Genomic DNA, 23,905 nt, shown 5'->3' with positions numbered 1-23,905 from the left:
ACTAGGCGGAGAGGAGCCGCTGGAGGTAGACGCCGTAGCCGCCCTTGACGAGCGGGGCGGCGAGGTCGGCGAGCTGTGCGTCGTCGATCCAGCCGTTGCGCCAGGCGATCTCCTCGATGCAGCCGATCTTGAAGCCCTGACGGTCCTCGATCACCTTGACGTACTCGGACGCCTGCATCATCGACTCGAACGTGCCGGTGTCGAGCCAGGCCGTGCCGCGGTCGAGGACCTGCACGCCGAGCTCGCCGGCGTCGAGGTAGCGCTCGTTCACGGTCGAGATCTCGAGCTCCCCGCGGGCGCTCGGCTCGATCGTCTTCGCGATCTCGATGACCTTGTTGTCGTAGAAGTACAGGCCGGGGACGGCGTAGTTCGACTTCGGCTCGGTCGGCTTCTCCTCGATGGAGACCGCGGTGAAGCTGTCGTCGAACTCGACGACGCCGTACGCCTTCGGGTCGGCCACGTGGTAGGCGAAGATCGTCGCGCCCTCGACCTCGGTGTTCTTGCGGAGGTTCGTGCCGAGGCCCGTGCCGTGGAAGATGTTGTCGCCGAGGACCAGCGCGACGCTGTCGTCGCCGATGAAGTCCTCGCCGATGACGAAGGCCTGCGCGAGGCCGTCCGGGCTCGGCTGCACGGCGTACTGGATGTCCATGCCGAGGGCCGAGCCGTCGCCGAGGAGCGCGCGGAACTGGTCGTTGTACTCCGGCGTCGTGATGACCAACACCTCGCGGATGCCGGCCATCATCAGCGTCGACAGCGGGTAGTAGACCATCGGCTTGTCGTAGATCGGCATGAGCTGCTTGCTGATGCCCTTGGTGATCGGCCAGAGACGGGTGCCGGAACCCCCGGCGAGGATGATGCCCTTCACGGGTGCGTCCTTTGCTTCGTTACTTCGTCGTACGGAGGGACTCGGTGTAGGCCAAGCACTCCTCGTAGGTGGGGAGCAGCCCTGCGGCGGCAGCCTGCTCGAGGGTCGGTGCGCTGGTGTCCTTCTCGGAGAGGACCGGCTCGCCGAGCCCGTCCGGCAGGGTGAGCCCCACGGTCGGGTCGAGGATCGTGATCCCCTTCTCGCGCTCGGGGTTGTAGTGCGCGCTGACCAGGTAGTTCACCGTCGACTGGTCCTCGAGCGCGACGATCGCGTGCCCGAGCCCCTCGGACAGGTACACCGCCTTGCGGTCGACGTCGTCGATGCGGACCGAGTCCCACTGCCCGAACGTCGGGGAGCCGACGCGGATGTCGACGATGTAGTCGATGAACGCCCCGCGGACGGCGGTGACGTACTTCGCCTGGCTCGGTGCGACGAGGGCGTAGTGGATGCCCCGTGCGACGCCGGCCGCCGAGATCGACATGTTCACCTGCCGCAGGTCGAGCGGGTGGCCGACCGTCTCCTCGAGGACGTCGGCCCGGTACGCCTCGAGGAATGCTCCTCGTGCGTCGCCGTGCTGGACGGGCGTGAACTCCCACGCGCCGGGGATCTTCAGTTCGCGGATCTGCACCGGGGAAGCCTAGCAAGGCGCGAGTTCGCATAGGCTGTCATGGTTCTGCGCACTGCCGACTCCCGAAACGAGACCAAGCGAGCCCGTGAAGCTATTCGTCCAGATCCCCTGCCTCAACGAGGAGAACACCCTCGCCAGCGTCATCGACTCGATCCCGAAGCAGATCGACGGCATCGACGAGATCGAGATCCTGGTCATCAACGACGGCAGCACCGACCGCACGGTCGAGGTCGCCAAGGAGCACGGTGTCCGGCACTTCGTGCACCACACCACGAACATGGGCCTCGCCCGGTCGTTCCGGGACGGCGTCGACTACGCGCTGCTCCACGGTGCCGACATCGTCGTGAACACCGACGGTGACAACCAGTACCCGCAGGCGCACATCGCCGAGCTGGTCCAGCCGATCCTCCGCAAGGAAGCCGAGATCGTGATCGGCGACCGCCAGACCCGGACGATCGAGCACTTCTCCGGGTTCAAGAAGCTCATGCAGCGCTTCGGCTCGTGGGTCGCCTCGCGCGCGGCGGGTCTCGACCTGCCGGACGCCGCGAGCGGGTTCCGCGCGTACTCGAAGTACTCGCTCATCCGCCTCAACATCGTGACGCGCTTCAGCTACTGCATGGAGACGATCGTGCAGGCCGGGTACAAGCGCCTGGCGATCGCGTCGATCCCGATCACGACGAACCCGAAGACGCGCGAGTCCCGCCTGTTCAAGAACATCTGGCAGCACATGTTCCAGTCCGGGTCGGCGATCGCCCGCGTGTACCTGATGTACCGCCCGATGGCGCTCTTCCTCTGGGTCGCGGCGATCCTCGGCGCGCTCGGGGCGTGGCCGCTCGTCCGGTACCTCGTGCTCCTCGCGATGCACACCGGCGGCAACCACCTGCAGTCGATCATCCTCGGGGTGGTCCTGCTCATCACCGCGGTGCTCAGCATCGTGATCGGCGTCGTCGCCGACCTCACGCGGCTCAACCGCACGCTGGCCGAGGAACAGCTCGACCTGCAGAAACTCCAGCGCTATGGCGACTGAGGTCACCGCCGCTCTGCCGGTGACCCGGGGGGAACGACGCGCCGTCATCGCACTGACGGCTGCGTTCGCGCTGCTGCTCACGCTGTGGGCCTTCCTGACGCCGATGTTCGCGGCCCCGGACGAGGCAGCGCACTTCGACGCCGCCGAACAGCTCGCGCTCGGCAAGGGGTGGCCGGCGCCGGGCGACATGGACCTGCTCAAGACGACGTACGTCGAGCAGGGGCAGTCCACGAACGTCGCCGCGGCGGACCGTGAGACCGTCGCGCAACTCACCGCGGAGAACCCGGGCAACCACGACTTCGTCAACCAGATGTCGCAGCACCCGCCGACGTACTACGGCGTCGGTGCGGTCGTCCTCAAGGCGATCGGGTTCTTCCACCTGCGCTGGGACATCGGCGTCATGGCCCTGCGCCTGATGGACGTCGTGATGCTGCTCCCGCTGCCGTTCCTGACGTGGGCGACCGTCCGGCGGGTCACCCGCTCGCCGCGCACCGCGATCGTGGGCGTCCTCGCCCTGTTCGCCGTGCCGCAGCTGGCGCAGATCGGCTCGTCCGTCACGAACGACGCGCCCGTCATCGTGCTCGGTGCCGTGATCTCGTGGCTCGCCGCCCGGGCCCTCACCGGCGACCACCGGTGGCGCATCGTCGTGTGGCTCGGGGTGGCCGTCGCCGCGGTGTGCTCGGTGAAGGGCACCGGGCTGCCGACGGTGCCGTTCGTCGCGATCGCCCTGCTCGTCGCCGGCCACGGGACCCTGTCGTGGGGTGCCCGCATCGGCCGGACCGCCGTCGCCGGCGCGATCGTCGCCGCGGCCGGCTCGTGGTGGTGGATCCGCAACCTGGTCCTCTTCGGCACGCTCCAGCCCGACGGCGTGAGCGCCGTCCGCCAGGACAAGCCGTGGGGCCGCGAGACGAGCGCCAACTTCGGCGAGTTCATGAACGTCGAGTGGGACCGCCTCACCTCGTCGTTCTGGGGCCAGTTCGGTGCGCTCCGCTACCCGATGACGCAGATCCTCACGGACTCCCTGACCGTGATCGCCCTCGCCGTGATCGTCGGGTGGGCGTTCCGTCGCACCGCGCAGCGCAGCACGGCGATCGTGCTGCTCGTCCTGCCGGCGCTGACGCTCGTGATCCAGCTGCAGAACAACTTCTCCTCCTACGACGACACGCAGCTCATCGCCGGTGCACAGGGCCGCTACCTGTTCATCGGGCTCGTCCCGCTCATCGCCGTCAGCGCGATCGCGTGGCGGAACCTCGTGACGAGCGCACCGGAACGCGGCCGTGTCGCTTCCTTCGCGCTGTGGGGCTTCCCCGTGATCGGGCTCTACGGCCTGACGGTCGCCTACCGCGGCTTCTACGAGAACACCCACCTGCAGGTCACGGTCGCCGGTCTCGGTCGACTCGTGAACCTGACGCCCGCCGGCCGGTACGGCTTCGTCGTGGTGCTGCTCCTCGCCGCCGTCGCGGTGGTCTGGGCGTTCGTCGAGGCCCGCCGGAACCTGGTGCTCCGGGACGCCCCGCTACACTCGTCCATCGATCCAACGTCACCGACTCCGAAAAGGAACCTGACCTCGTGAAGATCCTCGTCACCGGCGGAGCCGGCTTCATCGGCTCGAACTTCGTCCGTCGCACCCTGCAGGACGCGTACCCCGGACTCGAGGGCGCCGAGGTCGTCGTCTACGACGCCCTGACCTACTCGGGCAACCTCGAGAACCTCGCCCCCGTCGCGGACTCGCCGCGCTACACCTTCGTGCAGGGCGACATCCGCGACGCGGCCAAGCTCGACGAGGTCATCCCCGGCATCGACGCCATCGTGCACTTCGCCGCCGAGTCCCACGTCGACCGCTCGGTCCGCGACTCCGGCATCTTCGTCGAGACGAACGTCGTCGGCACCCAGCGGCTGCTCGACGCCGCGCTCCGACACGGCACCGAGCGCTTCGTGCACGTCTCCACCGACGAGGTCTACGGCTCCATCAGCGAGGGCTCGTGGGACGAGGAGCGTCCGCTCGAGCCGAACTCGCCGTACTCGGCGTCGAAGGCCGGCAGCGACCTGCTCGCCCGCAGCTACCACCGCACGCACGGGCTGAACCTCTCGATCACGCGCTGCTCGAACAACTACGGGCCGTACCACTTCCCCGAGAAGGTCATCCCGCTGTTCGTCACGAACCTCATCGACGACAAGCACGTCCCGCTCTACGGCGAGGGCAACAACATCCGCGACTGGCTGCACGTCGACGACCACACCCGTGGCATCGCGCTGGTGCTCACCAAGGGCCGCGCGGGCGAGATCTACAACATCGGCGGCGGCACCGAGCTCACCAACAAGGAGCTCACCCAGCTGCTGCTCGACGCGACCGGCAAGGACTGGTCGTACGTCGACCGCGTCGCCGACCGCCTCGGCCACGACCTCCGCTACTCGGTCGACATCTCGAAGATCCAGGCGGAGCTCGGCTACGAGCCGCAGGTGCCGTTCGAGCAGGGTCTCGCCGACGTCGTCCAGTGGTACCGCGACAACCGCGCGTGGTGGGAGCCCCTCAAGGAGCGCGCGGCGCTCGCCTGAGCCCGGACGTCACGATGACCCGCACCCTGATCACCGGCGCCGCCGGCATGCTCGGTCGCGACCTGCAGCTCGCGCTGCAGGGTCGTGACGTCACCGCGCTCGGTCGCGCCGACCTCGACATCACGGACCCCGACGCGGTCGACGCCGCCGTCGCCGGCCACGACGTCGTGATCAACTCGGCCGCGTACACCAAGGTCGACGACGCCGAGACGCACGAGTCCGACGCCGCAGCGGTCAACGCGACGGGCCCGAGGCTCCTCGCCGAGGCGGCCGTCCGGCACGGCGCGAAGCTCGTGACGATCTCGACGGACTACGTGTTCGACGGCAACGGCACCGCGCCCTACGCCGAGGACGCCCCGACGGACCCGCTGAACGCCTACGGCCGGACCAAGGCCGAGGGCGAGGCACACGTCCGCCGGATCGCTCCGGACTCGTCGTACATCGTGCGGACCGCGTGGATCTACGGCGCGCACGGGCCGAACTTCGCGGCGACGATGCTCCGGCTCGCGCAGACGCACGACACGGTGTCCGTCGTGACCGACCAGGTCGGGCAGCCGACGTGGACGGGTGACCTCGCGGCGCGCATCGTCGAGCTCGTCGACGCGGATGCCCCGGCTGGCACCTACCACGGCACGAACTCGGGCCAGGGGTCCTGGTACGACTTCACCAAGGCGATCTTCGCCGAGAACGGGCTCGACCCGGACCGCGTCCTCCCGACCGACAGCGCCGCCTTCGTGCGTCCCGCGCCGCGTCCGGCGTACAGCGTGCTCGGGCACGACGGCTGGTCCCGCGCGGGCCTGGCGCCGATGCGCGACTGGCGCGAGGCGCTGCACGCGGCGACGGCCGCCGGGGTCTTCGCAGCGTGACGGCCTCGTCGACCCCGGCGACGCTCGTCGTCGGCTCCGGAGGCTTCCTCGGGCGCGCGGTCCGTCGTGCGGCGGCCGAGGCGGCACCGGGGACCGACGTCCGCGCGGCCTCGGTGCCCTGGGACGACCAGGACGCCGCGGTCGAGGCGCTCGTGACGGCGATCCGGGGCGTCCGCACGCCGGACTCCCCCTGGCGCGTCGTCTGGTGCGCCGGGACGGGGGTCGTCGCGACCGGTGCGGAGGTGTTCGAGGCCGAGCAGCAGCTCATCGGGCGGGTGCTCGAGACCCTCGCGGGCGACGAGGCCGCTCCGGGCACGCTCTTCTTCGCGTCCTCGGCGGGTGCCGTCTACGCGGGTTCCTCGCCGGCCCCCTTCGACGAGGACTCCGAGCCGGCTCCGCTCGCGCCGTACGGCCGGTCGAAGCTCGCGTCGGAAGCGCGGTTCCGCACCTGGGCCGGGTCGACCGGTGCGCGGCTGCTCATCGGACGGTTCTCGAACCTGTACGGGCCGGGGGCGAACCTCGGCAAGGCGCAGGGGCTCGTGTCGCAGCTGGCGCTCGCGCACCTCGAGGGCCGGCCGTCGTCGATCTACGTCCCGACGGAGACGACGCGGGACTACCTCTACATCGACGACGCGGCGGCGATGGTGCTGGACGCGCTGGACACCACCGAACGGTCGACCGCCGCCGGCACCGCCGTCACCAAGATCTTCGCCTCCGGCCGCAGCGCCACCATCACCGAGGTCGTCGCCGCGGTCGAGGACGCCTTCGGGGAACCCCTCGACGTCCGCCACGGTGCCGACCCCTCGGCGACCTACCAGGGCCTCGACCTCCGGTTCGCCTCCCGGGTGCTGCCGACCGTGGACGCCCGCGACTTCACCGACTTCGGCCAGGGCGTCCGCAACACCGTCGACGCCCTGCGTGCCGCCCGGATCTGAACGTCCCCGAAGCCGCGTCCGTTTCCGAGGATCGCACGACAACTCGTAGGATTTCGTCAGTGACCACTGCAACCGAGGACCCGCGCGGACCCGCACACCGCGCTCGGGACACTACCCGCTGGGACATCCAGGGGCTCCGGGCGTTCGCAGTCCTCGCCGTCGTCGTCTACCACCTGTGGCCGAACCGGCTGCACGGCGGGTTCGTCGGCGTCGACGTCTTCTTCGTCATCTCGGGCTACCTCATCACCGGCCACCTGCTGCGCGAGCAGCTCTCCACCGGCCGGATCCGACTCGGGCAGTTCTGGTCCCGGCGGGCGAAGCGGCTGCTGCCCGGCGCGTTCCTGACGATCCTCGCGACGGGCGCCGCGGTGCTCCTCGTCGTCCCGAGCGCCCTCTGGTCGCAGTACGGCCGCGAGCTGATCGCCTCGACGGTCTACGCGCAGAACTGGGAGCTGGCGGCCAGTTCGGTCGACTACCTCGACGCCGACAACCAGGCCTCGCCGTTCCAGCACTTCTGGTCGCTCTCGGTCGAGGAGCAGTTCTACATCGCGCTGCCCCTCCTGCTGCTCCTGCTCACGCTCGTCGTGCGGAAGCGCGTCTCCCCCACCACCACGGCACGGATCCTGCTCGGCACCGTCGTCGTGGTCTCGCTCGTCTGGTGCATCGTGCAGACGAACACGAACCCCGGCGTCGCCTACTTCTCGACGGCCACCCGCGCGTGGGAGTTCGCGCTCGGCGGGCTGGCGGCGACCGTCGCGCTCCCCGCACCGCACACGGTCGTGGCCCGGTTCGTCCGCTCGGGTGCCGCGATCGTCGGCGCGCTCGCGCTCCTCGCCTCGCTCGTCGTGATCACCCCGACGACGCCGTTCCCCGGCATCGCCGCCGCGCTCCCGGTCGTCGGCGCGACCCTGATGGTGACGTTCGGTGCCGGCACGCTCTTCGAGCTCCTCGGCGCGGTCCGCCCCATCGCGTTCGTCGGGCGCATCTCGTACTCGCTGTACCTGTGGCACTGGCCGCTCGTCGTCATCGTGCCGATCTGGCTCGACCACCCGCTCGGCTGGAAGAGCAAGCTCGCGGTCCTGGTGGTCTCGCTCGTCCTCGCGGCGGTCACGACGGTGTGGTTCGAGGAGCCGCTCCGCTTCTCCGGCTGGGTGCGCACCCTGCGCCCGCGTCGCGTCGCCGTCCTCGGCGTCGTCTGCACCGTGGTCGTCGCGGCACTCGGCGTCTCGACGCTGACCGCCGTGCACGTCCAGGAGGTCCAGGCCGCGACCTTCACGAAGCGCCTGCAGGACGGCGAGGTCTCGTGCTTCGGGGCTGCGGCGCAGATCAGCGCAGCGAAGCCGTGCGTGGACCCGAAGCTCGCCGACGTCCGTGTCCCGGCGCCGTCCGCCGCCAAGGAGGACGACCCGAACCCGTCACCCGACGAGCCGGACCCGAACATCAAGAAGTGCTGGAGCGGGCGCTTCGAGACCTGCGTGCTCGGCAAGACCACCGGCTACTCGAAGCACCTCCTCGTCATCGGCGACTCGCACAGCAACACCCTGCTGGGCGTCTACCGCGACCTGGCCGCGAAGAACGACTGGCGGATCGACCTCGCCGGCATCGGCGGGTGCTACCTGACGACCGCGCACCAGCAGTCCCTGAGCCCGGCCTCGGGTCGCGGTTGCGACCGCTGGAAGCAGCAGGCGATCGCGTTCGTCGAGCAGCACCGGGACGCCGACGCCCTGATCGTCGCGCACTCGACGACCCAGATGCCGGTGGACGCCCCCGAGGGCCAGCAGCGCGACGACGCCACCCGCGCCGGTCTCCTCGACGCCTGGCAGCAGGCTGCGGGCGACGACCTCCCCGTGATCGCGGTCCGCGACAACCCGGTCCCCCGACGCGACGTCGTGGCGTGCGTGAGCCGGATGACCGGCCCGACCGACTCGTCCTGCGACAACCCGCGGTCCGTGGCCCTCGCCCAGACCGACTCGTCGGCCGAGGCCATGGCGGCGTTCACCGCCGCCGGAGGCACGGGCAGCGTGCTCGACCTGACGAAGTACTACTGCACGGACACCACCTGCCCGGCCGTGATCGGCGGTGTGCTCGTCTACCGCGACACGAGCCACATCACGGGTACCTGGGCGAAGTCGCTGGAGCCGTACATCGACCAGCAGCTCAAGCGGAAGCTCGCGTCGTTCTCACGGTGACCTGATGCGGTCCAGGAGGCGCGGTGCGGGCACGCACCGTCCCTCCAGACACGGCCGTCACCCCGCTGGCGCGGTGCGCCGGTACCGGCTGGTGGGGCCCCCTCCTGACCCGCAGGGACGCGCGTCAGCGGCGCGCGGCCGCCAGCAGTCCGCGGTACCGGTCACCGACGGCGTCCACGGTGTGCGCGGCCGCCGTCTCGGCCGCGGCACGGCCGAGCCGCTCGGCGAGCTCGGGGTCGGCGAGCAGGCGGTCCACCGCCGCTGCGAGCGCCGCAGCGTCGCCGGGCTCGACGAGCAGGCCGTTCACGCCGTCCTCGATGACGTCGACGATGCCGGGCACGGCCGACGCGACGATCGCGCAGCCGGCGGACATCGCCTCGAGCAGGGCGACGGGCAGGCCGTCGCGGTCGCCGTTCGCGGCGGGCACGGACGGGTAGAGCGCGATGCGGGCCTTGGCGTACTCGGACGCGAGGTCCTCCTTGCTGCGGGCGCCGAGGAACGTGACGGCGGACCCGGCACGGGCCTCGAGCTGCGCGCGGAGCGGACCGTCGCCGACGACGGCGACCTCGGCCGGCTGCTCGGCCATCCGGTCGAGGGCGTCGAGCAGCACGATCGCGCCCTTCTTCTCGACGAGCCGGCCGACGAAGAGCACCCGGCCGGGGACGCGGGTCTCGCGCGCGACCGCGCGGGTGATCGGCTCGAGGTCGACGCCCATCGGCACGACGTGCACCTGGTCGTCGCGGGCGCCGAGCTTGCCGAGTTCGCGCGCCATGTCCGTGCTCATGCAGGTGACCGACGCGGCGCTGCGGATCACGGAGCGCTTGACCCGCTGGAGGACCGGGTTGCGCAGGGCGTACAGGTCGCCGCCCAGCGTGGTCACCACGCGGGGCAGGTCACCGAGCACGAGCTGGCCGACGGCACCCTGCGGGATGATCCAGTGCAGCAGGGCGACGTCGGGCTGCGAGCGCCGGCGTTCCCGGCGGAGCGCGGCGGCCATCGAGCCGAAGAAGAACGGGACCTGGAGCCAGCGGGACTTCTTCGCCTTGAGGTTGTCGACGATCGCGCCGTCCGCCAGGTCGCGCCACCGGGCCGGGAAGTACCCGTACCGACGGACCTCGACGTCACCGATCCGCTGGTGCGCGCGGGCGCCCTTCGTCATCGGGGCGACGACGACGACGCGGTACTCGTCCGAGAGGGCGGTCGCGAGGTCGAGGACGAAGCCGGGCGTGCCGTCGCCGGCCTCGGCCGGGAAGGTCGACGCGGCGACGAGGAGGGTCGGACGGGGATCCGGATCGGGTCGCATCCAGCGCGCTCCCTTAGAGTTGTCGGTCGATGGACGCACAACAGCCTACGGGGTCGGCCGCAGGGTCACCGGACCCGCTCGACACCTCCTCCGACGTCGCCACGGGCGCGGTGCCGACGACCGGTCGGCGCGCTCGCGTGCTGACCGTCGTGAAGTGGGCTGCAGCGGTCGTGGCCGTCGTGTTCCTGGTGTGGAGCATCGCGAAGCAGTGGGACGACATCGCCCGTGACTTCGTGCGGCTCGACGCCCTCACGGTGGTCGTCGGCATCGTCTTCACCATCGTCGCCCTCGTCGCGAACATGCTGTCCTGGCGCGCGATGATGGCCGCCAGCGGGTACCGGGTGCGCCTGGCCGCGGCGTCCTCGATCTTCTTCGTCGGGCAGCTCGGCAAGTACATCCCCGGCGGTGTGTGGTCGATCGCCGCCCAGGCCGAGCTCGGGCGTGCGCACGGACTGCAGCGCACCGGCAGCGCGGTCGCGGCGCTGGCCTCGATGCTCGTCAGCATGGTCACGGCCGCGGTCGTCGGGATCGTCGCCGTCCTGCTCGCCTCGTCGACCGGGTTCGCGACCTTCTGGTGGCTCATCCCGGTGATCGTCGTCGGCCTGGTGTGCCTCACCCCGCCCGTGCTCGGTCGGCTCATCGCGATCGCCTTCCGGGTGCTCCGCCGCCCGCCGCAGGACACCACGCTGACCTGGTCCGGCACGGTCATGTCGCTCGTCTGGTCGCTCGTCATGTGGATCGCGTACGGCGTGCAGGCCACGGTCGTGCTCCGGGTCTTCGGCGCCGACTCCCCGACCCTGTTCCCGGTGGCCGTGGGTGCGTACGCCGTCGCCTGGCTCGTCGGCTTCATCGTGGTCATCGCCCCCGCCGGCATCGGCCCCCGTGAGGGCATCCTCGTGCTCCTGCTCGGCAGCGTCGCCGGGGGTTCCGCCCCCCTCGCGCTCGCCGTCATCAGCCGGGTCTTCATGACGATCGGCGACGTCGTGCTCGCCGGTGTCGGGGCCGCCCTCGCCGCCCGGCACCGCCGCGTGACCGCCGCCGCCACGCCCCGATCCGGCGCCCCGGTCCCTCCCCGCGCGGACTGATATGGTCGGCTTCCGGCCGCGCAGTGCGCACCACAGCACCACGAGGAGGCGCACCGCATGACAACACTCCACGTCGTCGTGGACCAGATCGTCGCCCCCGTCCCCGGCGGCATCGGTCGGTACGCCGAAGAACTGACACGGCACCTCATCGCGGGTGCCCCGGAGGGTGCCGACGTCGCCGGCATCGTCTCGGCGGTCGGCAAGGACGAGCTCGCGCACATCCGCACGCTGCTCCCCGGTCTCGGCGACCTCGACCGCCTGGCGCTCCCCCGCCGTGAGCTCTCGCTCGCGTGGCAGGGCGGCTTCGTCGGCGGCGTCGGACGCGGCATGGTGCACTCGCCGAGCGTGCTCGCGCCCCTCGTCAAGCACGACCGGTTCAGCGATCCGGGCCGGCAGACGGTGGTCACCGTGCACGACACCGTGCCGTGGACCCACCCCGAGACCCTCACACCCCGCGGCGTCCACTTCCACCGGGCGATGGTGAAGCGTGCGTGGAAGCACGCCGACGCCGTCGTCGTGCCGACCCACGCGGTCGCGGCGACGCTGAACGGCATCCACCGCTTCGACGAACGGCTCCGGGTCATCGGCGGGGCGCCGAGCGGGCGGCTGCGGACCCCCGTCGACGCCGACCTCCGTGCCGAGCGGCTCGGCCTGCCGGAGCGCTACGTGCTCGCGGTCGGCACGCTCGAACCCCGGAAGGGCCTGCAGTACCTGATCGAGGCGATGGCACACCCGGACGCCCCCGCCGACGTCCCGCTCGTGATCGCCGGCCCGGACGGCTGGGGCGACGTCGACGTGTACGGCACCGCGGAGCGCGCAGGGCTGTCCCGCGACCGCGTGAAGGTGCTCGGCCGGATCGACGACCAGGACCTCGCCGTGGCGTATGACCGGGCGACGGTGTTCGTGTTCCCGAGCCTCGCCGAGGGGTTCGGGCTCCCCGTGATCGAGGCGATGAGCTTCGGCACGCCCGTCGTGCACTCGGACGACGACGCCGTGCGCGAGGTCGCCTCGGACGCCGGTGTGACGGTCGCCCGCGATCCCCGCGACTCCTACCCCGAACGCCTGGCGCAGGCGGTCTACCAGGTCGTCAACGACCCGCTGCTCGCCGGGCAGCTGGCCGTCGCGGGTCCGGACCGGGCGCGCATGTACGACTGGAAGGACTCGGCTGCCGAGACCTGGCAGCTGCACGCCGACCTCTAGCGGTCGGTCCCTGCTGCCGGGGTGCCGCCGGCTAGAGCGAGTCGCGCAGGCGCTGCGCCTTCTCCTCGACGAGCTGCTCGAGCCCCTCGGCGTACTCGCCGAGGCGCGCCGCGATCGCGGGGTCGGCCGAGCCGATGATGCGCGCGGCGAGGAGCCCGGCGTTCGCCGCTCCGTTGATCGCCATCGTCGCCACCGGGATGCCGGCGGGCATCTGCACGATGGACAGCAGCGAGTCGAGTCCGTCGAGGCGCGCGAGCTGCACGGGCACGCCGATCACCGGGAGCGTCGTCATCGAGGCCACCATGCCCGGCAGGTGCGCCGCCCCACCGGCGCCGGCGATGACCACGCGGATGCCCCGGGCAGCGGCGCCGCGGGCGAACCGCGTCATCTTGTCGGGCGTGCGGTGGGCGGACACGACGTCGGCCTCGAACGGGATGCCGAGTTCGGTCAGCATGTCCGCCGCGGCGCGCATCGTCGGCCAGTCGGAGTCCGACCCCATGATGATCGAGACGAGCGGCTGGGCGGGGGCTGCGGTGTCGGTCACGCGACGAGCCTAGTCGAGCAGAGCGGACCGCCAGGCGTCCCCGTCGTCGCCGATCGTCCGTTCGTCGCGGACCCAGCGGGCGGCCACGGCGTCGGCGGACCCGGAGGCGACGGCGCTCCGGACCGCGTCGCGCCAGGCACCGACGTCGTCCGGCACGGCCACGACGCCGTGCCCGCGCGCGTCCCGGTAGGACGGCCGGTCGGAGACGACCGCGGGGAGCCCGAGCGCGGTGTACTCGAGCGCCTTGAGGTCGCTCTTCGCCCGGTTGAACTCCTCGTCCCGCAGCGGAGCGACGCCTGCGCGCCAGCGCTGCCGGTGGTCGACGAGCCAGCGGGCGAACGCCGGGTAGTGGCCGTCCGGCACCTCGACGCGGCGGTACCAGCCGGGATCGTCGGCGTCCTCGGTCACGCCGATCACCTCGAGGCGGATCGGCGTGCCGTCGGGTGCGGTCAGGTCGGTGAAGACGTCCCGGAGCAGCTCGAGGTCGGCGCCGTGCGTGAGCGTCCCCATGTAGAGCACCCGGTGCTCGTCGGCGGGGCGAACGTCGTCGGCGGCCGGCTCGCCCGGGGTCCAGATCGTCGGGTCCAGGGCGTTCCGGACCACCACGACCCGGTGCGCGAGCGGCCGCACGAGCGCTGCGAGCTCCTCGGTGCTGACGACCGCGAGGTCGGCGCCGCGCACGAGGGCGTCGATCGAGGCCAGCCGGTCCGGGTCGTACTCGGCCCGGGCCAGACGGTCGCGGCCGGAGTCCGTGAAGAAGTCGTCGTCGACCTCGGCAGCGGTCCGGGTCCCCCGCTCGGCGGCAGCGGCCAGGAAGGGTGCCACGAGGTCCCGCGGCAGGGCGTCCCGCTGCACGAGGACGGCCCGGTAGTCGGTCGTGTCGGTCCCGTCGACGAACGCGGCGGGGTCGACCTGCCGGACCTCGGCCGCACCGGTGCGCGCGAGGTGCTCGGTGCGGCGGACGACCCGCACGTGCGCCGAGGCGGGGTGCGCCCCACCGCCCCCGGCCACGACGTAGCCGAGGACCGGCAGTCGCACGGGTTCCGTGGCCGGGGCCGACCGCGCCCCGGTCAGGGAGCGACGGAGTCGACGGGCGGCACGGCGGACGAGATCACGCGGCATGCGCCCATCCTCCCGCGATCCGGTGGCGTCAGCGGACCGTGACGGTCGTGCACCCCATCGCGGTGTCCCCGCCCCGGCCGATCCCGACCGCCGTCAGGCACACGCTCCGCTTCCCGCTCGACACCGCCACGGTCGCCCGGAACCCGTGGTTCCGCCCGGCCCGGTGCACCCGGTCGACGTCCGGCCGCGAGGCGTCCGCAGTGGCGGTCCCCACCACCTTCCCGCCGACCGTGACGCGCACGGTGACCGGCTTCGTGAGGTCGTCGCGGTCGAACGTCCACCCCGACACCGTGACGCGCCGCTTCGCGGCCGACGCGACCGAGTCCCGGTGCGCGGTCGGCGCGACGGACGGAGCGGTCCGAGCCGGAGCAGCCGTGGCGACCGGCGTCCCGAGCCGCGCGTTCGCCACGAGGGACTTCGCGAAGGACGACCACCACTTCCCCGCCGCCGGTCCGCCGTTGCACGTGCCGTCGCTCGCACCGGGGGTCTTCACCCACAGCAGCGCGTCGAGGGCCGAACCGTCCGACACCACCCGCGGTGAGGTGCCGAGCCCGGAGCCGGGACCGTTGCACCAGGTGCCGCGCCAGCCCTGGCCGTTCCGGGAGGTGTCGATCACGTAGTGGGACCCGCCCGTGGCCGCGGAGACCTTCTCAGCGTAGGCCTGCTCCTGCGCGGTCGGGTAGTAGTTCGCGACGTTCGTGAAGAAGCCCCGCGCGCGCTGGACCCCGGCGCTGTTCAGCCGGGACGCCATCACCGCCGGCGGGACCCAGTTCGAGTTCCCCGCGTCGAGGTAGGCCGGCACGCCCGCCGCCGTGAAGGCAGCGACCTCGCGGGCGAGGATGCGGTACCGCTGGGCGTCGAGGGTCTCGCTGCACGCGCTGTTGCTGAGCATCGCGAGGGAGTCCGGCTCGACGATCACGGCCGCCCGGTGCCCGGCGACCCGGGCGACGATCTGGTCGACCCACGCGTCGTAGGTCGCCTCGTCGAAGCCGCCGGCGGAGTACCCGCCGCAGTCACGCTGCGGGATGGCGTAGGTCACGAAGACCGCGGTCGTGCCGGTGCGCTCGGCACCCGCGATCGCGGCGTCGATCGTCCGCGTCAGGGTCGCCCCCTGCGTCCAGTCCCCGAGCCAGATCGCGACCGGGTACTGCGCGATGGTCTTCGCCGCGGCCGCGCCGCTCGGGTCGGTCGTCGCGAGGGCGGTCGCCTGCTTCGCCGCCTCGCTCGTGTCGGAACGGTAGGGACCGGAGGCGTAGAGGGACGACGCAGCGGCCGCACGGATCGTGGCGGCGCTCGTCGCCGCGACGGCGGTGGTCGGCGTGAGCGCTCCCGCGGCGAGCGCCACGAAGGCGCTCACCGCTCCCGTGGTGGCGAACACACTGGCGCGGCGCATGACGTACTCCCTGTGGACGGTGGACCCTGTCCCGTCCATGGGAGCACGCCGACGCGCGGGGGTACACACGCCAGATCGGGTGCCACCCGAGCGGGTGTCCGCCCTTCTGCGGACCGTCCGAGCGCACCGTCCGCGCGGACCGCGGCCTCAGTCGTCGAAGTGGGCCGCTGCGGACCGGGCGCGGTACGTGACGTCGTCGAGGTCGTCGCCGATGACGGTCACGTGCCCGATCTTGCGACCCGGCCGGGGAGCCTTTCCGTAGAAGTGGTACTTGGCCTCGGGGAACGCCTCGAGCGCACCCGGGTACCGCGCCGCGAGGTCGCCGTCCGCCGGACCGCCGAGCACGTTGATCATGACCGCGGCCGGGGCGAACGACCCGGTGGCGCCGAGCGGCAGGTCGAGCACGGCACGCAGGTGCTGCTCGAACTGGCTCGTCGTGGCGCCGTCGATCGTCCAGTGACCGGTGTTGTGGGGGCGCATCGCGAGCTCGTTGATGAGGATGCGCTCGTCGTCGGTCTGGAACAGCTCCACCGCGAGGACACCCGTTACGCCGAGCTCCGTCGCGATCCGCACGGCGATGTCCTCGGCCATGTCGGCGATGCGTCCGGCGCTGTCGGGGGCGGGGGCGAAGACCTCGGCGCAGACGCCGTCGCGCTGCACGGTCTCGACGAGCGGCCATGCGACGACCTCGCCGGAGGGGCGTCGGGCGACGGACTGGGCGAGCTCGCGGGTGAACGGCACGAGTTCCTCGACGAGGAGCGCCTGCTCGCCGCCGGCCTCGGCGACGGCGATGAACCAGTCGGCGACGTCGGCCGGGTCGGTGACCACCCGGACGCCCTTGCCGTCGTACCCGCCACGCGCGGTCTTCACGACGGCACGTCCACCGTGGTCGTCGAGGAACGCCTGCAGCTCGTCGGGGTCGTGCACGGCGGCCCAGTCCGGCACCGGCAGCCCGAGCTCGGACAGGCGCGTGCGCATGGTGATCTTGTCCTGCGCGACGGCGAGCGGCTCCGGGCCGGGGTGCACGGCGACGCCGGCGTCGACGAGGGCACGGAGGACGTCCTGCGGCACGTGCTCGTGGTCGAAGGTGACGACGTCGACGTCCCGCGCGAAGGCGAGCACGGTCGCGGCGTCGTGGTAGTCCCCCTCGGCGGTGGCCGCGATGGCCGCCGACATGCCCGGGCCCTCGGCCAGCACCCGGATGTCGAGACCGAGCTCGACCGCGGCCGGCACCATCATCCGTGCCAGCTGTCCCCCACCGATGACCCCGACGCGCAACGCCATGCTGTGTGTTCCTTCCGTCGTTCACACCGTCCGGCGAGAACGCGCTGTCTAGAATCGCTGTTCGGGTCGCCGTCCTGTGCGACCTGCGGGTCGGCCCTCGTGAGCACGACCAGCGACAACTCTACGGACCCGGGAGAGACCGTGCGGCGACTGGTGGCCCAACTGGCACGCTTCGGCGTCGTCGGCGCGGTGGGGTTCGTCGTCGACACCGGCATCTTCAACGTGCTGCGGGCGACGGTGCTCAGCCCGGACGAGGTCCACTCCGGGCCGTTCTGGGCGAAGGTCGTCTCGACGATCGTGGCCATCTTCGTCAACTGGATGGGCAACCGCTACTGGACCTTCCGCGAGCAGCGGCGGGCGGTGGCCACGCGTGAGGGCATCGAGTTCGTCGTCGTGTCGCTCGGCGGCATGGTCATCTCGCTCGGCTGCCTGGGCATCTCGCACTACGTGCTCGGGCTGACCTCGGCGTTGGCGGACAACATCTCGGGCAACGTGATCGGACTCGTGCTCGGCACGGTGTTCCGCTTCTGGCTCTACAAGGTGTGGGTGTACCACCCCGAGCGCGGACACGACCGGGCCGTACCCGCCGCCGAGACGACTGGTTCCACCGCGGGTTCCGAGGTCGTGGGCCAGTAGGCTCGACGCGCCACCGACACGGGTGGCGTCGCCGACCCCGGGAGTCCGCTCGATGCAGTCCGAACCGCACCCCGTCGTCTCGCGGAGCGAGGGGCTGTGGGTCGCCGTCCTGACGGCGGTGTTCGGGCTCTGGCTGGTGCTCTGGGCGATCGTCGTGCCGGCGTTCCAGGCACCGGACGAGCCCGCGCACCTCGACGCCGCCGTGCACGTCGCCACCGGGTCCGGTTGGCCGGCACCGGGCACGCTGCACGTGTCGAACGCCGTGCAGGCCGCGCAACGGGAACAGGTCGCCGGGGACTCCTCGACGTGGTCGACCGTGAGCGAGCTGCTCGCGGCGCATCCCGGCGACTCCACGACGGTCGACCAGATGACGCAGCACCCGCCGACGGCCTACGTGGTGGACGCCGTCGTGCTCCGCGTGCTGCACTACGGCTCGCTCCGCTGGGACCACGCCCTCGTCGCGCTCCGGCTCGTGGACGCGCTGCTCGTGACGCCGCTCGCGCTCCTCGCGTGGGCTTCGGTCCGGCGGGTCACCCGGTCGCCGCGGGCGGGCCTGATGGGCGCACTCGCGCTGTTCGCGACGCCGCAGCTGGCGTCGATCGGGGCCTCCGTGACGAACGACGCCCTGACGTTCCTGCTCGGCGGCGTCGTGGTGTGGCTCGCGACGCGGCTCCTCACCGGAGACCTGCGACGCCGGACGCTCGTCGGGCTCGGGGTCGCGCTCGGGCTGCTCGTCTGGACGAAGGGCACGGGGCTGCCGGCGGTGCCGTTCGTCGCCGTCGTGGCCCTCGTCGCCGGTGCGGGTGTCGTCCCGTTCCGCCGTCGCGTCCTCCGCGCCGCAGTCGCCCTCGGCGTCGCCGCGGTGATCGGCGCGTGGTGGTGGCTGCGCAACCTCTGGCTGTTCCGCACCCTGCAGCCGGACGGCTACGCCGCGATCCGACCGGACCGCCCGTTCCCCGACGGCCAGGGGCCCTCGGTGTGGCACTTCCTCGACGTCAGCTGGGGCACCCTCGCCCGGACCTTCTGGGGCTCCCCGGGGCAGCGCGCGCAGGTGAGCATCGGCGACCTCCTCACGGCGGTCCTGACGCTCGTCGCGCTCGTCGTGCTCGTCGGCTGGGCGTTCCGCCGTGGCCGGACCCGGCGCACCGCCTGGACACTCGCGGTGTTCCCCGCGCTCCTGCTGCTCCTGCAGACCGCGAGCAGCGCGAAGGCGTACCTCGACACGACCGAGGTCGCGGGCACGCAGGGCCGCTACCTGTTCCCGGCGCTGCTCTGCCTCGTCGTGCTGAGCGCCGTGGCGTGGCGGCGGCTGCCCCTGCCCGGACGCGGGACGGCCGTGCTGCCCCGGATGTTGGCCGTGGCGCTCCCGGCCATCGGGCTCTGGGGCCTCGCGGTCGCCGCCGGGTGGTTCTGGAACGCCGCGACCGGACCGCTCTCGGCCGCGAGCATCGCCCGCTACGAGTCGTGGGGCCCGGTGCCGTTCGCCGTGGTCGCGGTCGTCGCGGTGCTCGTCGCGGTCGGGCTGACCGGCGGCGTGCTGCGGGTGTGGGTCACCCCGACCCGCAGCACGCCGACCGAGGTCAGTTCCCCGACACCTTGACGACGTCGACCCGGCAGGCCTGGACCGGCGCGGACCGGATGTCCTGGCACGTCTGCTGGACGGTGAAGCTGTCCTCGAGCGTGCCGATCGCCGAGTAGTCGCGGTCCTTCGGGATGAGGGCGTTCGTGTAGTTCAGGAAGTACTGCACGCCCGACTTCTTGAGCAGTGCGACGAACGACGGGTCCTGGTAGTCGTACTCCTGGCCCGGTTCGCCGTACATCTGCGTGCCGGTGCGGAACGCGACGAGCGTGGCGTCCCGGGTGTTCGTCCCGAGGATCGTGCTGCCGGCGGGCAGCGTGTGGTTGGCCAGCAGCAGGTCCGAGAGCGGTTCGTCCGGGGTGATGACCCCGCCGAACACCTGCCCGACGGGGATGCCCGACGGGCGCGTGCCCATCGTCGAGAAGGGCGCCTTCACGCCGTTGACGTTCTGGCTGTACGCGGCGACGACCAGGACGGCACACGCGGCCACGGCGACGACCTGCCGCACACGACGTCCCCGACGAGCCGCCCGCCAGAACGCGGGCAGGAGCGCACCGGCGATCAGGACCGACCCGATGAAGAGCGGGAGGTAGTAGCGCGCGTTGCCGCCCTGCGTGTCCACCGTCGCGATCCCCGCGTACCCGAGCAGGTACACCCCGGAGAAGATGCCGACGATGCTCGCGAAGACGAACCGGCGGTAGTGCACGACGCCCGCCACGACCGCGCCGACGAAGACGACGCCGATCGCGAGCGCGAACGGCGCGAACGACCCGATGCGGTTGAAGTAGTAGGGCAACGCCTCGAGCCGCTGCTCGACGTAGTACCGCACCTTGCCGACGAGGGTCGTGGTGTGGCTCTCGGTCGGAGCGGCCTCGGCGCCCGGCTGCGGCACCGCTGGCAGCGTGCGCTCGGCCTCGAGGATCCCGGCGTCGTAGATCGACGGCGTGCGGTCCTCGTTCGGCGACACGGCACGGGCGTTCGGCGGCGTCGCGATGCGGTACTCGTCGCCGTCGGTGCTCGACGTGTCGCTGAACTTGCCGGAGACGTTCACGGTCAGCGACGAGCCGACCTCGATGCCGCCGAACTTCACCGACAGGGCGATGACCCACGGCGCGGAGACGAGGACCACGGCGACGAGGGCGACGACGGGCAGCAGGACGGACCGGCGCTCGCGGGCCTCGGGGCGGTCCTGGAACCAGCGGACGACCGCCCACACCGGCACCACCACGAGGAACACCGGGACGAGGAACGCCTTCGTGAAGTACCCGAACGCGCACACGGCCCCGAGCAGCACCGCGGTGAGCACGATCCGTCGCACCGAGCCGTGCCAGGCGCGGTCGGCAGCGAGCAGGGCCCAGAGGAACCCGAGGCACCACACGAGCACGAGGGTGTCCGGGGTCTGCAGGCTGACGTTCGCCATCAGGAGCGGAGCCGTCGCGGCGATCGACCACGCGGCGGTCCAGCCGTTGCCGGTCGTCCGGAGCAGCAGCCACGCCCCCATCGCCATCACGGCGACGCAGGACAGCGTGTTCACGATCGCGAAGGCCGTGGTCTGCCCGACGCCGACGGCGATGAACGGCGCCATCAGCCAGGACACCATCGGCGACCAGTAGCCGTTCACGGCATCCGCCCAGTGCCACTCGGCGTACTGCTTCGCGATCGACATGTACGAGATGCCGTCGATGTTCGTCATCTCGAGCCGCGTGCGGAACGCGATCACGGCGACGAGCAGCGAGGCGACGAGGAGCAGTGCACCGTTCGCGAGCAGGGACACCCGCGACGGGCGCCGTCCCTCGTGGAAGGCCCCGAAGCGGCGTCGGTGCTCCACGGGAGCGTCGACGACCGGGTCCTCGGTCGTCACGGCGTCGTCGATCGTCATGCTGCTCCCCCGCGCGGTGTTCAGCGGCCCATGCCGCGGTAGGTGAAGCCGGCAGCCGTCCAGGCGTCGCGGTCGAGGCAGTTGCGCCCGTCGATCACGACGGGCGTCGCCACGAGCGAGGCGGCCACAGCCGGGTCGAGCTCGCGGAACTCGGTCCACTCGGTGAGGACGAGCACGAGGTCGGCGTCACGCAGGGCATCGGTCGCGCTCTCGGTGTAGTCGAGCTCGGGGTGCACGCGGCGCGCCGTGACGACGGCTTCCGGGTCGTACGCGGCGACCGAGGCACCGAGGCCCAGCAGCCGGGCGGCGATGTCGAGTGCCGGCGAGTCACGGACGTCGTCGGAGTTCGGCTTGAAGGCCAGACCGAGCACGGCGACGCGCTTGCCCGCGACGGCCCCGCCGAGGAGCTCCTGCGCGAGCTCGACGACGTGCGCGCGGCGACGGAGGTTCGTGGCGTCGACGTCGGCCAGGAAGGCCAGGGACTCCCCGACGCCGAGCTCGTCCGCCCGCGCCTGGAACGCCCGGATGTCCTTCGGCAGGCAGCCGCCGCCGAAGCCGAGGCCGGCGTTGAGGAACTTGCGGCCGATGCGGGCGTCGTGGCCGATCGCGTCGGCGAGCGCCGTGACGTCGGCACCGGCGACCTCGGCGATCTCGGCCATCGAGTTGATGAACGAGATCTTCGTCGCGAGGAACGCGTTCGCGCTGATCTTCACGAGCTCGGCCGTGGGCAGGTTGACCACGAGCCGGGGCGTGCCGCTCGCCAGGGCCTCGGCGTAGACCTCGTCGAGGGCCTCGACCGCGGCCTGTCCGGCGTCGCCGTCGGGCACGCCGTAGACGAAGCGGTCCGGGCTGATCGTGTCCTGCACCGCGAAGCCCTCGCGGAGGAACTCGGGGTTCCAGACGAGCGTCGCACCGGGGACCGCCTCGGACACCTCGGCTGCGAGGCGCGCGGCCGTGCCGACGGGGACCGTCGACTTGCCGACGACGAACTCGCCGGCGGCGAGGTGCGGCGTGAGCGCGGCGACGGCGGCGTCGACGTAGGAGAGGTCCGCGGCGCCGGTCGGCCCCTGCGGCGTGCCGACGGCGAGGAAGTGCACGCGCGCACCGGCGACCTCGGCCATGTCGGTGGTGAAGCGGATGCGGCCGGAGGCCAGCGCCTCGCTCAGGATCTCGGGGAGACCGGGCTCGAAGAAGGGAGCCTCACCCGCGGCGAGCCGCTCGATCTTGACCGGGTCGACGTCGACTGCGACGACTTCGTGCCCGAGCTTGGCCATGGAGGCGGCGTGCACGGCACCGAGGTAACCGCAGCCGATGACAGAGATACGCACGGGAAGACGGTACCGGAACCTCGGCGCAGTTCTCGTCCGCACCGCCCGCTGTCGAGACATCGTCAGGGTCTGACGTCGCCCCATCGCGGTCGATCCGCCCCGCCGACGATCTCGTCCCAGTCGGGTTCGCGGTGCCGTCGCCGGGCCTCGTGCGCCTCGACGAGGTCGTGCAGGACCGCCACGACGAGGTCCGCGTGCGGCACGTCGCCGAGCACCAGGGCCGGCTCGTCGCCGGGGAACACGAGGACGTCGCCGGACCGGAACACCCCCTGCAGGCCGCGGCGACGCACCGTCACGTCGTAGCCCCGCGAGTGCAGGAGCTCCCGCCGGGTACGCGTGCCGAGTCCGTGCACGACGACGAGGCGCCTGGTGGTCACCACGTAGCGCTCCGACATCCAGCGGAACAGCGGCATCGCGCCGCCGAGGAACACGAGGACCACCACGAGACCGGCGACGACCGCGTTCAGCCAGGAGAGCTGCGCCCGGAACACCCCGAAGCCGAACCCGCCGGCGAGCATGACGAGCACCACGAACACCGCGGGGCGCACGAGCCGGCGAGCGTGCGGGCGCAGCCGCGCGACCACGCGTTCGGGCGGCGGCTCGTCGGTCATGCCGTCATGCATACCGCAGGTGGGTGACGTCCCCCACGGCGACGCCCCTGGAGACACCCGCTCGATCCCGGATCGTGATCCGGCCGTCGTCGTCGATGCCGGTCGCATCCCCCTCCGAGGTGGTGCCGTCCGGCAGCTCGAGGCGGACCCGCTGCCCGATCGTGCCGCAGGCCGACCGGACGTGGGACCGGACCCCGTCCGCGGCCGCACCGCCGGCGACCAGGGCGACCACGGCCTCCTGGACCGCGCGGAGGAACGCGGACAGCACACGGTCGGCGAGGTCCGGTGCCGAGCCCGTCACGCCCGCGACCGCGAGCGAGGTCGCCGTCGGCGTCGGCAGCCGGTCGGCGGGGATGGTCAGGTTCACGCCGGCGCCGACGACGACGCTGCCGTCGGCGGCGACCTGGCAGAGGATGCCGCAGACCTTGCGGCCGTCGATCTGGACGTCGTTGGGCCACTTCACCGCGACACGCTCCGGACCGTGCAGCACGGCGACGATCGCGTCGCGCATCGCGGCGCCGGCGACGAGCGGCAGCCACCCGCGGTCGCGGTCGTCGAGGTCCGCGCGGACGAGCACGCTCGCCGCGAGCGTCTGGCCGGCGGGCGCCGACCAGGTCCGGTCGAGGCGGCCGCGACCCGCGGTCTGGTCGAGCGTCGCCACGACGCTGCCGTGCGGCTGCGTCGTCGCGAGGGCGAGCAGGTCGGCGTTCGTCGACCCGGTCGTCACCGGCTCGGTGAGCTCCGCGCCCGCGGCCTCGACGACGGTTCGGCTCAGCGGGAACGTCGACGACGCAGGTGTGGACATGCAGCAAATCTACGGGCAGGAACCGTGGGGGTCCTCCAACCGACCCCGCCGTCGCCGCCGGTAGGGTGAG

The 23,905-nt window shown here is 72.1% G+C and carries 21 protein-coding genes; 10 read left to right on the top strand and 11 right to left on the bottom strand.

The annotated features are described in order from the left end of the window. Position 1: 1 nt before the first annotated feature. Together rfbA and J2X60_RS03040 are read right to left on the bottom strand one after the other, a co-directional pair. Positions 2–865 (bottom strand): glucose-1-phosphate thymidylyltransferase RfbA, encoded by an 864-nt coding sequence (gene rfbA / locus J2X60_RS03045; protein ID WP_071295765.1) that lies wholly within the window; start codon positions 863–865, stop codon positions 2–4. Positions 866–884: 19 nt separating this feature from the next. Beyond that, positions 885–1,493: a dTDP-4-dehydrorhamnose 3,5-epimerase family protein gene (locus J2X60_RS03040; RefSeq protein WP_070418475.1), complete on the bottom strand. Its 609-nt coding sequence runs from the start codon at positions 1,491–1,493 to the stop codon at positions 885–887. Positions 1,494–1,578: 85 nt separating this feature from the next. On the opposite strand from J2X60_RS03040, the gene J2X60_RS03035 reads away from it, so the two are divergent. The 6 genes from J2X60_RS03035 to J2X60_RS03010 are packed head-to-tail and all read left to right on the top strand — an operon-like array spanning position 1,579 to position 9,066. Next, on the top strand, positions 1,579–2,520 hold the full coding sequence (locus J2X60_RS03035) for a glycosyltransferase family 2 protein (RefSeq protein ID WP_070418474.1): 942 nt from the start codon (positions 1,579–1,581) through the stop codon (positions 2,518–2,520). Further along, positions 2,510–4,093, top strand: a complete 1,584-nt coding sequence (locus J2X60_RS03030) for a DUF2142 domain-containing protein (protein ID WP_309886446.1) — start codon at positions 2,510–2,512, stop codon at positions 4,091–4,093. Before J2X60_RS03035 ends, J2X60_RS03030 begins: the two co-directional genes overlap by 11 nt. Continuing rightward, positions 4,090–5,076 carry a dTDP-glucose 4,6-dehydratase gene (gene rfbB, locus J2X60_RS03025; protein WP_070418472.1) on the top strand — a complete coding sequence of 329 codons (987 nt, stop codon included), beginning with the start codon at positions 4,090–4,092 and terminating at the stop codon, positions 5,074–5,076. The genes J2X60_RS03030 and rfbB overlap by 4 nt, the downstream gene beginning before the upstream one ends. A gap of 14 nt (positions 5,077–5,090) precedes the next feature. Continuing rightward, complete coding sequence (gene rfbD / locus J2X60_RS03020) at positions 5,091–5,942, top strand: dTDP-4-dehydrorhamnose reductase (RefSeq protein WP_071303781.1); 852 nt, start codon at positions 5,091–5,093, stop codon at positions 5,940–5,942. Further along, on the top strand, positions 5,939–6,877 hold the full coding sequence (locus J2X60_RS03015; protein ID WP_309886445.1) for an NAD-dependent epimerase/dehydratase family protein: 939 nt from the start codon (positions 5,939–5,941) through the stop codon (positions 6,875–6,877). Before rfbD ends, J2X60_RS03015 begins: the two co-directional genes overlap by 4 nt. Before the next feature lie 59 nt (positions 6,878–6,936). Continuing rightward, positions 6,937–9,066, top strand: a complete 2,130-nt coding sequence (locus tag J2X60_RS03010; RefSeq protein WP_309886444.1) for an acyltransferase family protein — start codon at positions 6,937–6,939, stop codon at positions 9,064–9,066. A gap of 124 nt (positions 9,067–9,190) precedes the next feature. Here the strand turns inward: J2X60_RS03010 and J2X60_RS03005 are convergent, their stop codons facing one another. Further along, positions 9,191–10,369, bottom strand: coding sequence for a glycosyltransferase (locus J2X60_RS03005; RefSeq protein WP_309886443.1), 1,179 nt, complete (start codon positions 10,367–10,369; stop codon positions 9,191–9,193). Between the two features lie 29 nt (positions 10,370–10,398). On the opposite strand from J2X60_RS03005, the gene J2X60_RS03000 reads away from it, so the two are divergent. Continuing rightward, positions 10,399–11,454: a YbhN family protein gene (locus J2X60_RS03000; protein WP_083295289.1), complete on the top strand. Its 1,056-nt coding sequence runs from the start codon at positions 10,399–10,401 to the stop codon at positions 11,452–11,454. 57 nt (positions 11,455–11,511) lie between these two features. After that, a complete protein-coding gene (locus J2X60_RS02995) occupies positions 11,512–12,654 on the top strand; it encodes a glycosyltransferase family 1 protein (RefSeq protein WP_071303777.1) in 1,143 nt (380 codons plus the stop codon). Positions 12,655–12,685: 31 nt separating this feature from the next. On the opposite strand, the gene purE is transcribed toward J2X60_RS02995, so the two are convergent. The 4 genes from purE to J2X60_RS02975 all read right to left on the bottom strand — a co-directional run bounded on the left by purE (position 12,686) and on the right by J2X60_RS02975 (position 16,997). Next, positions 12,686–13,198, bottom strand: a complete 513-nt coding sequence (gene purE / locus J2X60_RS02990; protein ID WP_309886442.1) for a 5-(carboxyamino)imidazole ribonucleotide mutase — start codon at positions 13,196–13,198, stop codon at positions 12,686–12,688. Between the two features lie 9 nt (positions 13,199–13,207). Beyond that, positions 13,208–14,320 (bottom strand): hypothetical protein, encoded by a 1,113-nt coding sequence (locus J2X60_RS02985; RefSeq protein ID WP_309886441.1) that lies wholly within the window; start codon positions 14,318–14,320, stop codon positions 13,208–13,210. Between the two features lie 28 nt (positions 14,321–14,348). Beyond that, positions 14,349–15,713 (bottom strand): glycoside hydrolase family 6 protein, encoded by a 1,365-nt coding sequence (locus J2X60_RS02980; protein WP_309886440.1) that lies wholly within the window; start codon positions 15,711–15,713, stop codon positions 14,349–14,351. Positions 15,714–15,860: 147 nt separating this feature from the next. Continuing rightward, the gene (locus J2X60_RS02975; protein WP_070418462.1) at positions 15,861–16,997 is read right to left on the bottom strand and encodes a 5-(carboxyamino)imidazole ribonucleotide synthase; all 1,137 of its coding nucleotides are present in this window, start codon (positions 16,995–16,997) and stop codon (positions 15,861–15,863) included. Positions 16,998–17,150: 153 nt separating this feature from the next. Between J2X60_RS02975 and J2X60_RS02970 the strand changes: the two genes are divergently transcribed. Together J2X60_RS02970 and J2X60_RS02965 are read left to right on the top strand one after the other, a co-directional pair. Beyond that, positions 17,151–17,633, top strand: a complete 483-nt coding sequence (locus tag J2X60_RS02970) for a GtrA family protein (RefSeq protein WP_254789528.1) — start codon at positions 17,151–17,153, stop codon at positions 17,631–17,633. Between the two features lie 52 nt (positions 17,634–17,685). After that, positions 17,686–19,233, top strand: a complete 1,548-nt coding sequence (locus J2X60_RS02965; protein ID WP_309886439.1) for a DUF2142 domain-containing protein — start codon at positions 17,686–17,688, stop codon at positions 19,231–19,233. Here J2X60_RS02965 and J2X60_RS02960 read toward each other — a convergent pair. The 4 genes from J2X60_RS02960 to J2X60_RS02945 form a co-directional block, all read right to left on the bottom strand. Beyond that, positions 19,214–21,091, bottom strand: coding sequence for a hypothetical protein (locus J2X60_RS02960; RefSeq protein WP_070418459.1), 1,878 nt, complete (start codon positions 21,089–21,091; stop codon positions 19,214–19,216). The genes J2X60_RS02965 and J2X60_RS02960 overlap by 20 nt on opposite strands. A 20-nt stretch (positions 21,092–21,111) precedes the next feature. Further along, positions 21,112–22,419 (bottom strand): UDP-glucose/GDP-mannose dehydrogenase family protein, encoded by a 1,308-nt coding sequence (locus J2X60_RS02955; RefSeq protein ID WP_309886438.1) that lies wholly within the window; start codon positions 22,417–22,419, stop codon positions 21,112–21,114. Positions 22,420–22,481: 62 nt separating this feature from the next. Then, complete coding sequence (locus J2X60_RS02950; protein WP_309886437.1) at positions 22,482–23,030, bottom strand: PH domain-containing protein; 549 nt, start codon at positions 23,028–23,030, stop codon at positions 22,482–22,484. A 4-nt stretch (positions 23,031–23,034) separates the two neighbouring features. After that, positions 23,035–23,835, bottom strand: coding sequence for a biotin--[acetyl-CoA-carboxylase] ligase (locus tag J2X60_RS02945; protein WP_309886436.1), 801 nt, complete (start codon positions 23,833–23,835; stop codon positions 23,035–23,037). Positions 23,836–23,905 lie beyond the last annotated feature (70 nt).

This window comes from Curtobacterium sp. 320, from assembly GCF_031455235.1.
Classification (GTDB): Bacteria; Actinomycetota; Actinomycetes; order Actinomycetales; family Microbacteriaceae; genus Curtobacterium.
The sequence above is the reverse complement of the archived record's forward strand: the minus strand, read 5'-3'. Positions and strand labels throughout refer to the sequence as shown.